General features: G+C 62.2%; 14 protein-coding genes. 9 read left to right on the top strand and 5 right to left on the bottom strand.

Annotated elements, in window-relative coordinates:
- Positions 1-30 precede the first annotated feature (30 nt).
- The 3 genes from ACMG4O_RS13875 to ACMG4O_RS13865 form a co-directional block, all read right to left on the bottom strand.
- Positions 31-3,747 carry an Ig-like domain-containing protein gene (locus tag ACMG4O_RS13875; protein ID WP_414433981.1) on the bottom strand — a complete coding sequence of 1,239 codons (3,717 nt, stop codon included), beginning with the start codon at positions 3,745-3,747 and terminating at the stop codon, positions 31-33.
- A 15-nt stretch (positions 3,748-3,762) separates the two neighbouring features.
- Positions 3,763-5,079, bottom strand: a complete 1,317-nt coding sequence (locus ACMG4O_RS13870; protein ID WP_414433980.1) for an outer membrane protein transport protein — start codon at positions 5,077-5,079, stop codon at positions 3,763-3,765.
- 435 nt (positions 5,080-5,514) lie between these two features.
- Positions 5,515-5,883, bottom strand: a complete 369-nt coding sequence (locus ACMG4O_RS13865) for an addiction module antidote protein (protein ID WP_414433979.1) — start codon at positions 5,881-5,883, stop codon at positions 5,515-5,517.
- A 508-nt stretch (positions 5,884-6,391) separates the two neighbouring features.
- Here ACMG4O_RS13865 and ACMG4O_RS13860 point away from each other — a divergent pair.
- On the top strand, positions 6,392-7,360 hold the full coding sequence (locus ACMG4O_RS13860) for an Rpn family recombination-promoting nuclease/putative transposase (RefSeq protein WP_414433978.1): 969 nt from the start codon (positions 6,392-6,394) through the stop codon (positions 7,358-7,360).
- A 26-nt stretch (positions 7,361-7,386) separates the two neighbouring features.
- Here the strand turns inward: ACMG4O_RS13860 and ACMG4O_RS13855 are convergent, their stop codons facing one another.
- Positions 7,387-7,641: a hypothetical protein gene (locus tag ACMG4O_RS13855; protein ID WP_414433977.1), complete on the bottom strand. Its 255-nt coding sequence runs from the start codon at positions 7,639-7,641 to the stop codon at positions 7,387-7,389.
- 133 nt (positions 7,642-7,774) lie between these two features.
- A complete protein-coding gene (locus tag ACMG4O_RS13850) occupies positions 7,775-8,065 on the bottom strand; it encodes a CDGSH iron-sulfur domain-containing protein (protein ID WP_142949921.1) in 291 nt (96 codons plus the stop codon).
- Positions 8,066-8,153: 88 nt separating this feature from the next.
- On the opposite strand from ACMG4O_RS13850, the gene ACMG4O_RS13845 reads away from it, so the two are divergent.
- The 8 genes from ACMG4O_RS13845 (at position 8,154) to ACMG4O_RS13810 (ending at position 14,072) form a co-directional block, all read left to right on the top strand.
- A complete protein-coding gene (locus ACMG4O_RS13845; protein ID WP_142949920.1) occupies positions 8,154-9,002 on the top strand; it encodes a GNAT family N-acetyltransferase in 849 nt (282 codons plus the stop codon).
- A complete protein-coding gene (locus tag ACMG4O_RS13840) occupies positions 8,999-9,784 on the top strand; it encodes a lysophospholipid acyltransferase family protein (protein ID WP_414433976.1) in 786 nt (261 codons plus the stop codon). The genes ACMG4O_RS13845 and ACMG4O_RS13840 overlap by 4 nt, the downstream gene beginning before the upstream one ends.
- Before the next feature lie 223 nt (positions 9,785-10,007).
- The gene (locus ACMG4O_RS13835) at positions 10,008-10,286 is read left to right on the top strand and encodes a type II toxin-antitoxin system RelE/ParE family toxin (protein WP_414433975.1); all 279 of its coding nucleotides are present in this window, start codon (positions 10,008-10,010) and stop codon (positions 10,284-10,286) included.
- Positions 10,287-10,295: 9 nt separating this feature from the next.
- Positions 10,296-10,583, top strand: a complete 288-nt coding sequence (locus tag ACMG4O_RS13830; protein ID WP_414433974.1) for a HigA family addiction module antitoxin — start codon at positions 10,296-10,298, stop codon at positions 10,581-10,583.
- Between the two features lie 111 nt (positions 10,584-10,694).
- Positions 10,695-11,261 (top strand): elongation factor P-like protein YeiP, encoded by a 567-nt coding sequence (gene yeiP / locus ACMG4O_RS13825; protein ID WP_414433973.1) that lies wholly within the window; start codon positions 10,695-10,697, stop codon positions 11,259-11,261.
- 85 nt (positions 11,262-11,346) lie between these two features.
- The gene (locus ACMG4O_RS13820) at positions 11,347-12,330 is read left to right on the top strand and encodes an aminopeptidase (protein WP_414433972.1); all 984 of its coding nucleotides are present in this window, start codon (positions 11,347-11,349) and stop codon (positions 12,328-12,330) included.
- Positions 12,323-13,162, top strand: coding sequence for a rhomboid family intramembrane serine protease (locus ACMG4O_RS13815; protein WP_335629838.1), 840 nt, complete (start codon positions 12,323-12,325; stop codon positions 13,160-13,162). The genes ACMG4O_RS13820 and ACMG4O_RS13815 overlap by 8 nt, the downstream gene beginning before the upstream one ends.
- Positions 13,163-13,235: 73 nt before the next feature.
- On the top strand, positions 13,236-14,072 hold the full coding sequence (locus tag ACMG4O_RS13810) for a TRAP transporter TatT component family protein (protein ID WP_335629837.1): 837 nt from the start codon (positions 13,236-13,238) through the stop codon (positions 14,070-14,072).
- Positions 14,073-14,244: the final 172 nt, after the last annotated feature.

The following is a 14,244-nucleotide window of genomic DNA, read 5'->3' as shown; positions in this document are numbered from 1 at the left end:
GTAACCAGGTAGCCCATAATCACGATGGATCTACTTTATCGACTTGATCGGCTCGGAAACCATTTGCAGGAAGATTCCATCCTGCGGAATGCGATAGGGCATACGGCCCACGGCGCTGCCCTTTGCCGTTGCGCTAGCACTGGTACTAGCGGTATACGCTTTCATATCGATATCGATTGGGTTCTCGTTACGTTGCTGGACCAGCATTCTGCCGTCATCCAGGAAAGAAACGGGCCCGGTTAGAGACATGGTGACTTGATAACTCCGAAGGTTGTGGCGGATACCGTTGAGAACAGGCCCGCCTATCACGGAATCGGGAAACGGCGCGTCAATGTACAGATCCACCTCTGCTGTGAGTATCGGCTTGCCGTCATCTCCCTGTTTAATCCAACCGGTGATCGGTTGGGTTCGACGGCAGGGGGCAGCCTGAGCATCGTCGTCACAGTGCGGGTCGTCTTTGGCGTACCGCATTCTCATTATCTGTTCACCCGAGCTTACCGCCGTTGTCGCAGCGCCCGTTGCTGGGTTCCGCACATAAGTGACAAAGGAGGTGGATATGGATTGCGAGGGGTATATCTCGACCTTGATCGATTCTTCTTCAGGATCAAACTGGCCCACGCTGGCGTTCAAGCCCATCTTCAGATAGGTGAACTTTCGTTCAGGGCAGACCACCGGCTCGCTTTTCGGGAACTGATATGCAGCAACATTACCCATTATCAACATGAAATCAGCGTTGTGATACCCTGGTTCACCGGTGTTGGGGTCATAACTCGCAGTGTAGCCACAGCCGACATTGCCGCCATCGAAGGACCCGAGTGCAGAGATTGCAATCGCGTTAAAGGGGTCGCCGGCGAAGTCGGTTTCTTCCGCATACCAAGGAAGATCGCTGCCCCTTGTGTTCATGGAAAGGATCTTGGCGCTGTTGGGCAGCCCTTGAACGCCTTCTGGATCATAGACTTGGTCGGCGTCGGGATCCGGCACGCTCGGTCCTGCTTCCTCGAAGGGATACTCAGCGGTCGGCAAGGTACCGTCGGGGAGAGGCGCCCCGCTGGCGGCCGCAGGGTCTGAATTGTAAAAAGGCCAGACCAGGGATACATCGACGGGGACACTACCAATTATGTTTTCCGCATCGTGCATCAGGTTCCCATTGGTGTCCACATCAGGACTGGTCCGTAGCGTCTGCAACACATCGCCGCTGGCCGGTTCCCCTTTAAAGAAGATGGCCAGATCCGGACCGCCCGCGCCTGGCATAAAGTAGTCGTTCCTTATCAAATAATCGGCCACCGTCCTGAAGGTGCCACCGGCATTGTTGGGTGTAATAGGCTCCCGGTAGCTTACGCCAAGCGGCTGAGTGCGGAGCGGGTGGCCGTCTTCACCACAGATGGACTCCGTGCCGTCACAAACGGCATCCTCGCTGCCGATTATTCTGTCGTCGCTGATGTCGGCGGAGCTGGTGTCGTTATTGGAGCCGAGGGTATAGCTATAGTATTGACCATTAGCCCAGGGGGCTTCCGGCACGAAGGTAATACGCTGGCCATCAACGGTTAGAGAACCTTGAATCGTTTCTCCGTCAACCGGCTGTCCGGACGCATCAACCCGGAAGATGTTGAAGCTGCCGCCCAGCTCGACACTGTCTGGATTGATCGCCTTGGTAAACTGCAACACGATCGGCCGGTTTGCCGGTAGCGACATCAGCGGCAGGTCGTCGTCAGCTTGATAGTCAACCAGCGGGTACTGCTCGTTCCCCCAGCCTTCTTGGGCTCCTCCGGCGCAGCGACCTACCAGGCCACTATCCAGATCCAGATTGAGGAGGTCTTCTTCTTCGATCACACAGGGGTAACCCGGGTAAGCGCTTAACAACATCGGCGAATTGACCTGAACGTCCTCCTGCGAATAATTGCCGTCCTTATCAGGAATGCTTCGCGTCGTAACTTCGCCCGGCAGCTTGAAGGTCAGGGTTTCCGGTACAAAGTTGTTGCCCGCCAGATCGGTAATCTGACTGCCCAGCTGGATCGTATACTCCGGGTTGCCGTCTGCGGGTAAGTATTCCAATCCGCCCTCAGGCTCAATTACCACGGCGGCGCCGTCCACCTTATGAGTGATATCCAGGGTGGTGCCGTCTTGGGTGACGGTCAGCGCGCCCGGCTCATTCAGGCTGGCCGGATCCAAAGGCTCATCGAAATTGAGCACGATCGGTGCACCGGGCTGCTGGAACCAGGACAACTCATCGCCGCTTTCGTCCGTGGGCATCTCCGGTGACTTCTGCCCCGGCATACGGCTTTGCAGCGTCGGCGGGGTGGTGTCTTCCAGTGCGGCCCGTGCGTCGGCCAGCAGCGTCTCGGTTTGGTCTTTATAAGACTGCAGCTGGAAGCTCAGCAGGCCGTAGCCGTATTCCAGACCAAGCACATCCGGCTCCACCATGCTGGTGGCGTCGATGTTCAGCACGCCGCCGTTCGGGTCCACTTCGGCCACGCCCACCAGGTGGATGTGCATCAGGTTCTGGGTGAAGCCGCCGTTGGCTTTCGGGTTGGCGGTGGCGATGCCTACGTCCATGAACAGATGGACGATGCGCAGCTGGTCCGGGTTATCTTCCGTGTAAGGGTTGGGCACCAGGTAGCCGGTGGCGTCGGACAGCACGCGCATGGTGACGTCGCCGGAGCCGAAGCCGGCGTCCACTTCACCGCCGATTTTCACCATCTCGATGGGCGTGCCTTCCAGCAGGGTGCCTTTGGGCAGGCGGATCGGGGTGACGTCGGTGTATTGGGTGACGTCCGCCAGTTCGGCGATGACCAGTTCGGATTGGGCCTGGGTGACGTTGACGTCTTCGCCCAGCAAGGTGCCGTTCACCGGTACCTGGTTGATGCCCTTGCCGGTGAGGCGGGAGGTGCCGTCCTGGGTGATGCGCTGCACCAGGAAGCCGGGCTCGCCGCGCGGTGAGGAGTCCTTCGGGGTGAACTCGAGGGTCTCGCCGGCGAAGGTTTCGCCGTAGGTGCTTTCCAGGCCGCCGAGAGTGAGGGTGTAGGTTTCGCCCGGGTTCAGGTAGTCGTCCGTGGGGTCGACGGTCATGTAGGCGCCGTCCACCAGCAGGCCGGCTTCCACCACCGCGCCTTCACTGTCACGCAGCACCACGCTGTTGCCGTCGCCGTAGCTGGCGGTGGCGCGGTCGATGGGCTGGGTGAACTGGAAACGGAAGCTGGAGAAGTCCATCACCGGTTCCAGCTCCGAGCCGTTCGGAATGGTCCGGGTGAGCTGGAATTCGTCCTCGCCTGCGGGTACCTCCTGTACCACCTCGCTCTTCGGGCCTTCCTGCAGCGTGCGCGTGGTGAAGGTGAGGGTCTGGTCCTTGGCGGTACCCTTGCTAAGACGCAGATCGTTGATCTCGACGGTGTACTGGGTGCCGGGGGCCAGGCCGTCCGTGGGGGTCAACAGCACGCCGCGGGGCTCGCCGCCGACTCTTTCCACCTCGAAGTCCAGGTTTTCGCCCTGGTCGTCGCAGCACAGCGTGACGCTCTGGTTGACGTTGCCCGGCGCCACGTTACTGGTGAAGCGCAGCGCGATGGGGGCCTTGGTGGGCACTTCGCCCTGGCCGTTGTCCGGGTAGGCGTAGAGCAGGGCCTGCGCGCCGGATTCGCCCGGGTTGCTACCGAAGTCGTCCACCGGTGAATCGCCGCCGTCGCCGCCACAGGCGGCCAGCAGCGTGGCGGAGGAAAGCAGTAGCAATGACTGCTTCAGGATTGTTGTCTTCATTATTGTCCCTCCCTCTTAAAACTGCATGCTGATGGAGCCGGCGAAGACATTGACGTCGCCCGCGGTTTCCACCACGTCGTCGTTCAGTGCGGTCGGCTGGCTGGACTGGATCTGGAACTCACGCTGATCCATCAGGTGATGCTGATAGCCCAGGTCCACGCGCAGGGGGTGTACCAGGCCGTAAACGTGGTCGAAGGTGGCGCTGACGCCCAGGCCGATCACGGTGCGGTCGGCGTCCAGGTAGTTCACTTCCGGGTTCACGTCGTTGGCCAGCGGCGATTCCTCGAACGCCACGCCACCGGTGAGGGTGAAGGTGTCGTTCAGGTAGTACTCGGCGCCGATGCGCGGGATGACGATGTCGTCAAACTCAAGACCCAGGTTGTTCTTGACGGTGTCGTTGTTGAGCTCGTCTTCCAGGGCGGACCATTCCTGCATTTCCACCGCCAGGCCCAGGCGCCATTTGTCGCGCTTGAGCTGCATGCCCAGGGTGTAGATGTTGGGCTGGTAGGAATCCACCGTGGCGATGTCGATGAACAGGCCGGGATCCGGGATGGTGCCGGGGATGATGGTGTTGGCGTTTACTTCCACGGAAGAGTCGGAGTAACCCTTGAAGGCGAACGCGGTTTCCAGGCCGTCGTACCAGCAGTTGGCGTCCGGGCAGAAGGTTTCTTCCCAGTCGAAGTTCATGCTGATCACCGGGCGGATCACCGGCTTGGCGGAGACGTTGAGCTCTTCGTACTCGGTCTCGCCGGCCAGGTTGGTCTGCGCCACCAGGGAGGCCTCGGATTTGAGAGTGACCTTGGTGCCGATGCCGACGTCCAGGCCGCGCCATACGTGGGTGCCCACGCCGATGCTCAGGAACAGCGGCTGGCGGCCGTAGTTGAAGTACTGGCCGTCCGGATCGGTGCGGGAGCCGAAGGCGAGCAGCTCGTCACCGAATTTTTCGGAGCCGATCATCACGCCCAGGTACATGGGCTGGCCCAGCTCGGTGAGGTCGCTGAGGTCCGCTTTCAGGCCCAGCAGCACCTGCTGGGTGGGGTCGTCCTGCACCGTGTAGGTGCCGAACTGCTCACTGTCCGCCTTGAGGTTGTGCTCGGCGTGCATCAGGCCGGCGGTCAGCTCGCTCTTGGTGCTGTGCGCCAGATAGGCCGGGTTGTAGTAGGTGGTCGACACCTGGGTGTTGAACATGGACAAGGCCTGTGCGGAGGCGATGTCCGTGGGCAACAGGCCATAAGTAGTGGCGGTGTTGCCCATGTTCGCCAGGGCGATGCTCGGGCTCAGAAAAAGAGCGCCGGCACACAGGCCGGCACAAGAAAGGAAATTTGCGCGCATGGGTGTGAACCCTCCTTTTATTGTTTTCTTCCAAATTGTTGTTTTAGTGGTTGTGCATCCCGTTATTGGTGCCACGACTGAACGCGGCGTCTCCCGTGGGAGGGAATTGCCGTTGGACGGACGGCTCTCAGAGCTTGTGTCCGTGTTCGTCGTGTAGTTAATCGAAAATTGTGAAAAGGGTAGGCCAAAAAAATGAAAACATGGCGTAAGTAGTTGATATGTAGGGGTGACTGTGCGGTCAAAAAACTGAGAAACAGGCCTGGAATTGCCGTCTGTGAACGTGTGTACCCGTAATGTCCGGCGGATTTATATACACACCTAATTGAATGTTCTACCGATTTTAAAAAGGGGACAGAAAACGGGCGCTAATATATTAAAAGGGGACAGAAAACATTTTAAAAAGTGCGGGTAGGATCCCGCGTTTTTCTGGCCGGATTAAGCTGGCCTACATGTGTTTCCTTGGGGTGGGGTCAGGCCTTGCGTTCTGCCTGTCGTAACCGACAGCCGCATGTCCATGGCGTGGAGAACCGCCAGCAGTGTTTTAAGGGTAGGGTTGCCCTTCGGGGACAGTGCCCTATAAAGCGCTTCCCGGGTGATGCCGGCGTCCCGGGCAACGACTGCCATGCCGCCATACGCTTCGGCGATGTCGCGCAGCGCCAGTAGGCCGGCGGCTCGGTTGTCGGCATCGTCCAGTTCTTCCAGCGCCGCTTGTAGATAAGCGATCGCGAACTCACGGTCGGCTCGCAGTTCTTCAATTATGGCCTCGTCGTGAGAGATAGAGGCTTGAGGTTGGCGTCGGCTCATGAATTTCTCCGTTTCCAATCATTCCAGTACTGTTTGGCACGCTTAATATCGGCTCGCTGGGTACCTTTGTCGCCAGTGATTCCCACCGATAGCCTGCGCAAGCGCACTTGTAGCTTCGCTTTAGCTCGTGGATCTCGTAGCTCGGCGAGCCACTCTGTTAAAGGCACTTTGCCGTTAGGTCGTTGGTAGCGCCGTAGCTCAATCATTCCATGCCCTTACTGTAACTTAAAAGTTACAGATTTTCATCCGTGTTAATGGCGATCAAGCAAGATTAAGGACGAGGTGGGGGAGTCGGAAGAAGCGTAAGACTACAGACTGGGTAATATAGAACGGCATCGGGCTGTAGGATTCTTGAGCATCTTGAGGGCCAGGCCTTGCGTTTTGCTCCGCCCGGATCAAGCTGCCTACATGTCTTTCCGCTTTCTCGCACAGGCACCTTCCGCACCGTAGGACAGATTCCCCGGTTCTTCCCACGCAGACTAGGGCTGAATTGGCTTTCGAGGTGCCCATGGACGAGCACGACACCAGTTACAAGTTGCTGTTTTCCCATGATCGGATGGTGCGGGATCTGCTCACGGGCTTTCTGCCCCGGGAGTGGATAGCGGCGCTGGATCTGGGTTCCCTGCAGAAAATGAATGGCAGTTACGTTACCGACGATCTGCGCGGTCGCCACGGCGATGCCATCTGGCGGGTTCGTTGGGGTGAGGAATGGCTTTACGTGTATCTACTATTGGAGTTTCAGTCTTCTGTAGATCGCTTTATGGCGCTTCGCATCATGGTATATACCGGACTGCTCCATCAGGACCTGATCCGACGCGGTGAACTCGGAGCCGAGCGTCGGCTGCCGCCGGTATTGCCTGTGGTGCTTTATAACGGCGAGCGCCGTTGGCGGGCGCCCACCGAAGTGAGGCCTCTGATTCAGGCCCCGCCGGAAGGGCTGGAAGGCTTTCAGCCGAACCAGGCGTTTCTACTGATCGACGAAGGCGTCTACGCTTCGCGACCGGAGGAGCCGCTCACTAACCTGGTGGCTGCCTTGTTCCGGCTGGAGCATCACCGGTCCTCCGAGGAGGTGGCGGCTCTCCTTCAGCGTTTGCTAAAGTGGCTTGAAGGGCCAGAACAGGCCGGTCTGCGCAGGTCTTATCTGGTATGGCTGCGCCGCCGTCTACCCCGATGGTTCCCCGGCGAAACCTTTCCCGAGATGCACGACCTGCAGGAGGCGTACGAGATGATTACCAACCGCTTCGAGGAATGGAAGGAGCGTCAACGTCTGGTGGGCGTCAGGCAAGGCGTGGAGCAAGGCATTGAGCAAGGCCGGCTGGACGGTGAGCGCGCCTTGGTCCTGCGTCTTATCCAGCGACGCTTCGGCGAGGTTCCGCCCAGCGTGCACAAACGCCTGCAGAGCGCCAGGCAACATCAGTTGGAAACGTGGGCCGACCGGGTGCTGGACGCCGACAGCCTGGACGACATTTTCGGCTGAGCCCGTTTTGCCTTCGAGGCGTCACATCATCCGAAAGGCAAAAGACAAGACCTGACCCCGAATTCTTTGACCCCGAATTCTTCATCGCGGGACGGCGTCGGGTAGGGGTAGTCCAGGTAATTGTCCACGGCGTCTTGAAAGGCCCGTATCAGGCCGATCGCGGTGTCGGCCTGATAGTGCACCGGCACCTCGATGTTGAGCAGGGCGCCGTGCAGGCAGTTGTTTTTCTGGCTGACCTCGACGTAGCCGTAGTATCCGCGGTGTTGGAGCAGTATGGTCATTTTCGTCTCGCCTCCGTGCGAATTGGTATGCGTATACGGTAACGCAGGTCAAAGGCGGCGGAAGTAGGCTCAAAATGACGGAACGTGTAAGAAATATGCCACGCGTGCCGGGGACGAAAGATTACAGCGGTTCTCACTGACCCCGGAACCAGCTCCTGAGCCGCCGCCACCAGGGCTCGCGGTCGCGCAGGCCGATGTGGGCGCCGTCACAGTGGGGCGGGGTGCGGGTGGCGCCGCAGCCGCAGAACAGCACGATCTCTTCCTTGCGCGCGGTATAACTCAGCCGCTCGCCGGCACCGCAACGCTCATCGCTGCAAAACGGCGCCGTGTCACTGTGGCCGCAGGCGCACCAGTGCCGGACTTCACCGGGCGCCAGTTTGACCGGCTGCGGGTAGCGCGGTGTCGCGCGGCGTTCGATACGCATCAGATTCTGTCTCCTAACGGTCACAACCCTGTCACGGGACAGCAATGGGGGGCTTCCAGACTGGCGTAAATCCAATCTGGAGCTCGTTATGCTTGCGCAAGCCGCCGGAAAGATCAAAGCCCTGCGACCGCCATTCAAAGACGTGTTCAAGCCCCGTGATGCGCTCAAAGGGCCGGAAACAGGCGCTCGGTTCAGCGCTTATTTTACCCGGTCCCGCCGGGAGATCCTGAAGATTCAGCGTTTGCGTTACCGGATCTTTTCCCAGGAGTACGGCGCCAGCTTCCACGCGCCGTTCGGTCTGGACCGGGACCGCTTCGACCGCCATTGCCTGCACCTGGTGGTGCGCGATAACCAGAGCGGCGAGCTGGTCGGCTACACCCGGGTGCTGGCCGGGGAGCGCACGCACAAAACCGGCGGTTTCTACTCGGCGAACGAGTTTCATCTTGGGCCGCTGGCCGGTTTGCAGGGGCGTGTGGCGGAAATCGGCCGCACCTGCATTCATCCGGATTACCGGGGTGGGGCGGTGATCACCGTGCTGTGGGCGCGCCTGGCCCAGTACATGCTGGAGAACGACATCGGTTCGTTGATCGGCTGCGCCAGCATCGCGTTGAGCGAAGGCTTTAACGTGGCGGCGATCGATCAGCGCATCCGCGAATCCCATATGACGCCGCCGCACCTGCGGGTGACGCCGCGTTTCCGGCTCGACCGCATGCCCGGCGACGCCCTGGACGGCGCCGGCGAGCGCGGCGGGGTGAAGATGCCGCCGCTGCTTAAAGCCTACCTGCGCATGGGCGCGCGGGTGTGCGGCGAACCCTGCTGGGACCCGGACTTCAACTGCCTGGATTATTTCATTCTGATGGAAGTGTCGCGGCTGCCGGCGCGCTATGTGCAGCACTTCCTGCAGCCCGGCGATGCCCGGCCGGCGGTGGCGGTGTGACGGTGCGGGATGTGTCGCTGAACTCGCCGGTGGGGGAGGGTTCGGTACGAGTGACCGCGCGGCGCTGCTGGCGCGCCTTGCGGGTGCTTATGCACCTGCTGGGCGGGGTGCTGGAGGCCATCTGGCTGAGGGCGGGGCGGGATCCCCACCGGGTGGTGATTCTGAACGCCAAGCGCCGCTGGTGCCTGCGGTTTCTCACCATTCTGGGGGTGGAGCTGCGCGTTCAGGGGCCGTTGCGCGCGGGGCCGGTGCTGCTGGTTAGCAACCATGTGTCCTGGCTGGACATTCCGGTGATCGCCGCCGCCCGGCCGTGCTATTTCCTGTCCAAGGCGGAGGTGGCGGAATGGCCGCTGATCGGCTGGCTGGCGCGCGCCGTGGGCACCCTGTTTATCCGTCGCGGCGGCGGTGAGTCCAAGGCCAAGACCGAGGAGATCCGTGGCCGGCTGGATCGCGGCCACGGCATCCTGGTGTTCCCGGAAGGCACCACCACCGACGGCACCGGCGTGCGCCGGTTCTTCCCGCAGTTGTTCGCCGCCGCCGGTGACGACGCACCGGTGCAGACCGTCGCCGTGCGTTACCGCGACGAGCAGGGCCGACCGGACACCGGCATCGCCTTTATCGACGACGATGAATTCCACCACCACCTGTGGCGGCTGCTGGGGCGCCGTCGGATCGTCGTCGAACTGACCTTCGGTGCGCCCCTGCCGCCGGACGAACCCCGCGCCCTGGCCCGCGAAGCCCGCGAGCGCATCGTCGCCGACCTCGGCGCCGCCGTCGGATAACGTCCCTCCACCCGCTCCAACCCCAGCGTACGCCAGGGATCACGGAAAGTTCCGCTCTCGCCGACACGCCGTCCCGTTTCCTGCTTACCTCCGACCGCATCCTGATCCACCACGCTGACTCCATAACGGGGAGACCAGGCCCTGCCTGTGGTGAGGCTATGTCATCAGGCAGTTCACTGTGTTTCTGTATTGAGGTGCGATACGTTACGGGTTACACTCGGCGATGATACGAAGTTTTAAACACAAAGGTTTGGCCCATTTCTTTTCGTCCGGCAGCACGTCGGGAATTCAGGCTGCCCACGCTAAGAGACTTCGGCTTATCCTCGGTAGGTTGCATGCTGCGTCAGAGCCTAAAGATATGAGCTTGCCCGGGCTCCGGTTACACAAGTTGACGGGCAGCCGCGCCGGTATCTGGTCCGTTACGGTGAGTGGTAACTGGCGTGTGACGTTCCGGTTCAAGGATGGGGACGCCGAGGTTGTGAACTACGAGGATTACCATTGAGGTGTCATTATGCTGATGCACAACCCTCCCCACCCCGGTGAAGTCATAAAGGAACTCTGTCTTGATCCTCTGGGATTGACGGTGACCGCCGCCGCCGAGGCGTTGGGGGTCAGTCGCAAGACATTGAGCACCATCCTGAACGGAAAGGCGGGTATCAGCCCGGAAATGGCGATCAGGCTTTCCATCGCATTTGATACGTCCGCGGAGAGTTGGCTCACCCAGCAGGCGCAGTACGAACTCTGGCACGCCGAACAGCACCGAAAGGATTTGAACGTCAAGAAGCTCGTCGCCGCGTAGGTTTGCGGGCCGGTGACGCCGGAGTGGCGTCTTTGGCATGACCCGGCCTACCGGCGACGGTGCCGGGCCTGCTACTATTGGCGCCGTTTTGAGTTGCCATGAGGAAGGCCCGTGACCCGCGCCAGCGACCTGAAAAAATCCGACGTTATTGAACACAACGGCTCCCTGTTCGTGATCCGCCAGATCGAGGTGAATTCTCCCTCGGCGCGGGGCGCGGCCACGCTGTACCGGGTGCGCGCCGCCGCGGTGGGCGGCGGGCCCAAGTTCGAGGAGCGCTACAAGGGCGACGAGGACGTGCCCACCGTGGAGTTGCTGCGCCGGCCAGTGCATTTCTCCTACGTGGACGGCGACGACCATGTGTTCATGGACGACGAGGATTTCTCCCAATACTCGCTCAAGGCCGAGGATATCCGCGACGAGCTGCCGTTCATCACCGAGGGCTGTGACGGCCTGCTGGCCCTGAAGGTAGGGGATTCGGTGATCGGCCTGGAGCTACCGTTGTCGGTGGTGCTCACCATCACCGAGACCACGCCGGCGATGAAGGCGGCCTCCGCCAGTGCCCGCACCAAGCCCGCCACCCTGGAGACCGGCCTGGTGGTCCAGGTGCCGGAGTACATCCAGGAGGGCGAAAAGGTGAAGGTGAACACCTCCGAGCGGAAGTTCATGTCCCGTGCCTGAGAACCGGTTTCAAGCCACAAGCCCCAAGCGACAAGCGGGGAGGGGGCCGCTTCCCTCCGCCTGCTTGCGGCTTGTAGCTTGTGGCTTGTGGCTGGCCTTGTCGGGTTGCCAGCTCGGCTACTACGGCCAGGCCGTGAAGGGCCACATGGACCTGATGGGCGCCCGCCAGCCGGTGGCCGACGTGGTGGCCGATCCGGAAACACCGGTGGCGGTGCGCCGGCAACTGGCCCTGGCCGGTGATGTGCTCACGTTCGCCGATGAGTCCCTGGCGCTGCCGGCGCGTAACGTCTACCAGGACTACGTGCATCTGCGCGACGACGCGGTGGTCTGGAACGTGGTCGCCGCGCCGCCGTATTCCCTGGAGCCGCGCACCTGGTGCTACCTGCTGCTGGGGTGCCTGAGCTACCGCGGTTACTTCGACCGCGCCGACGCCGAGGCCCTGGCCGAGAAGCTCGACGCGGAGGGGCAGGACACCTACGTGGGCGGCGCCATTGCTTACTCCACCCTGGGGTGGTTCGCGGACCCGCTCACCACGCCGATGATCGACCGCTCCGGCCCGGCCCTGGTGGAGCTGCTGATTCATGAGCTGGTCCACCGGCGGCTGTATATCCGCGACGACACCCGTTTCAATGAGTCCCTGGCCACCATGGTGGCCCGCGAGGGCACGCTGCGCTATCTGGCGCGCCACGATCTGCAGGTGGACCTGGACCGCTGGCAACAGCGCGACCGCGCCCGCGACGCCTTTCTGGCCCTGGTGGGGGAGACCCGCGAGCAACTGGGCGAGCTGTACGCCAGCGGCGCCGATGAAGCCACCATGGCCGAGCGCAAAGCGGCGCTGATCGAAGGTCTGCGCGAGAACTACCGGGCCCGCGCCGAGCAGCTGCCGGCCCTGCGCGCCTACGCCGGCTTTTTCGAGGGGCGGTTGAACAATGCCCGCCTGAACGGCGTCCATGACTATTACGGCCTGGTGGGGACGTTTCAGGAGGTGCTGCTAAGCTGCGGCGGGCACTGGGACTGTTTCTGGGAGGCGGTGGAAGTGCTGGCCGACAAAGAGGATTGGAATGCTTGAATTGGTGCGCCTGAACAACGAGAAGCTGGCCCGGCAACTGGCCCATGTGCTGGGCCGTGAGGGTATCCGCACCCGCGAGGAAGCCGGCGACGGCGAGTTCGTGCTGTTCCTTGAGGATCCGGCGCGCCATGACGAGGCACGCCGGATTGCCGAGGCGTTCCTGCGTGACCCCGGGGCGCGCCGCTGGCAGGACAACGCCTGGCAGGCCAGCGAGCCGGTCACCGGCCTGCCGCGCCAGCAGGTGTTTTCCGGCGGCTGGTTCGCCAGCATGGGGCCGGTGACGCGCACGGTGCTGGTGGTGACCGCGCTGATCTACGTCTCGCCCTATGTGATCGGCCCGGATATCTATTACGCGCTGATGTTCCCGCAAAGCCTGGACGGCCTGGCGGCCCAGCCGTGGCGGCTGTTCAGCCCGATGCTGCTGCATTTCTCGGTGCTTCACATCATCTTCAACTTGCTGTGGTGGAGTGACCTGGGCCGTTTGATCGAGCGCTTCCAGTCCAGCTTCCAATTGATCTGGATCACGCTGCTGGTGGCGGCGGTCTCCAACCTGGCCCAGTTCATGGACACCGGGCCGCGCTTCGGCGGGCTTTCCGGGGTGGTTTACGGGTTGCTCGGCTATCTATGGCTGTACGGCAAGACCAACCCGGCGGCCGGGTATCAGCTGCGCCGGGAGATTGTGATATTGATGCTGGTTTGGCTGGTGATCTGTTATGTAGGGCTGGCGGACATCGTCGCCAACGCCGCGCATGTGTCCGGCCTGATCACCGGCGCGGCGTTGGGCGCGGGCATCGGCCTCTACCGCCGCGCCCGCTATTACAAAGGCGGGTAGGAGCGGGCCCCGCCCGCGAAAGGAGGCGAAGCCTCCGGCAGGATTCCAGAGACGGAGTAGTAATGGTACCGACATGCGAATAGCCAAATACCTGATGGGGCCAATGCTGGCACTGCTTTTGACCGGCTGCGGGGTGGCGCGTCTGGACGACAGCCTGGGTCGCGCGGTGATGCAGAACAACGATCTGGCCACCGTCGAGGCGGGCCTGCCCTCCTATCTGTTGATGGTGGACGGGCTGATCGTCAACTGGCCGGAGCGCAGCGGCCTGCTGATGACCGGCGCCGACCTGTACGGCGCCTACGCCGGCGTGTTCGTGGACGACGAAGCGCGCGCCGCGCGCCTGAACGAAAAGGCGCTGGCCTACGCTCTGCGCGGCGCCTGCGCCCACGACGGCGACTACTGCGACCTGCGCGACATCGAGGTGCCGGCGTTCGAGGCGCTGCTCGACGAGGCCGGCCAGGACGACGTGCCGGTGCTGTTTTCCCTGGGCGGCGCCTGGGCCGGCTACATCCAGACCCACACCGAGGACTGGAACGCGGTGGCGGAGCTGTCCCGGGTACGGCTGCTGATGGAACGGGTGGTGGCGCTGGACGAAGACTACCGCTACGGTCAGGCGCATATGTACCTGGGTGTGCTCAACAGCATCCTGCCGGCCAGCCTGGGCGGCCGCCCGGAGCAGGCGCGCGACCATTTCGAGCGGGCGGTGGCGCTTTCCGAGGGCCGCAACCTGCTGGCGCGGGTGCTGTTCGCGGAGCACTACGCGCGTCTGGTGTTTGACCGCGAGCTGCACGACGAGCAGCTGCGCCAGGTGCTCGACGCCGAGCCGGACGTGCCCGACCTGACGCTGCAGAACACCTACGCCAAGGAGCAGGCGCAGCAGCTTCTGGATGGCGCTGACGATTATTTCTGAGGCCTGCGGGAGCAGGCCTTGTGGGAGCGGGCCCCGCCCGCGAAAGGCCGGCAACGCCGGCCGGCAGGATACCAGAGAGGGTGCTTATGCTGCGGGTAGAGGGCGCTCTGGGATCCTGCCGGCAAGCAAAGCTTGCCTTTCGCGGGCGGGGCCCGCTCCCACAAAGGAGCCG

The sequence above is a fragment of the Alloalcanivorax venustensis genome (assembly GCF_047495515.1).
GTDB classification, from domain to species: domain Bacteria; phylum Pseudomonadota; class Gammaproteobacteria; order Pseudomonadales; family Alcanivoracaceae; genus Alloalcanivorax; species Alloalcanivorax venustensis.
This window is presented reverse-complemented; position numbering and strand designations above follow the sequence as displayed.

Coding starts and splice junctions, on each gene's coding strand:
- ACMG4O_RS13865 (WP_414433979.1), bottom strand. CDS start 5,883: ATGAGCCGACGCCAACCTCAAGCCTCTATCTCTCACGACGAGGCCATA.
- ACMG4O_RS13830 (WP_414433974.1), top strand. CDS start 10,296: ATGCTGATGCACAACCCTCCCCACCCCGGTGAAGTCATAAAGGAACTC.
- ACMG4O_RS13810 (WP_335629837.1), top strand. CDS start 13,236: ATGCGAATAGCCAAATACCTGATGGGGCCAATGCTGGCACTGCTTTTG.
- ACMG4O_RS13815 (WP_335629838.1), top strand. CDS start 12,323: ATGCTTGAATTGGTGCGCCTGAACAACGAGAAGCTGGCCCGGCAACTG.
- ACMG4O_RS13860 (WP_414433978.1), top strand. CDS start 6,392: ATGGACGAGCACGACACCAGTTACAAGTTGCTGTTTTCCCATGATCGG.
- ACMG4O_RS13870 (WP_414433980.1), bottom strand. CDS start 5,079: ATGCGCGCAAATTTCCTTTCTTGTGCCGGCCTGTGTGCCGGCGCTCTT.
- ACMG4O_RS13835 (WP_414433975.1), top strand. CDS start 10,008: ATGATACGAAGTTTTAAACACAAAGGTTTGGCCCATTTCTTTTCGTCC.
- ACMG4O_RS13845 (WP_142949920.1), top strand. CDS start 8,154: ATGCTTGCGCAAGCCGCCGGAAAGATCAAAGCCCTGCGACCGCCATTC.
- ACMG4O_RS13855 (WP_414433977.1), bottom strand. CDS start 7,641: ATGACCATACTGCTCCAACACCGCGGATACTACGGCTACGTCGAGGTC.
- ACMG4O_RS13875 (WP_414433981.1), bottom strand. CDS start 3,747: ATGAAGACAACAATCCTGAAGCAGTCATTGCTACTGCTTTCCTCCGCC.
- ACMG4O_RS13850 (WP_142949921.1), bottom strand. CDS start 8,065: ATGCGTATCGAACGCCGCGCGACACCGCGCTACCCGCAGCCGGTCAAA.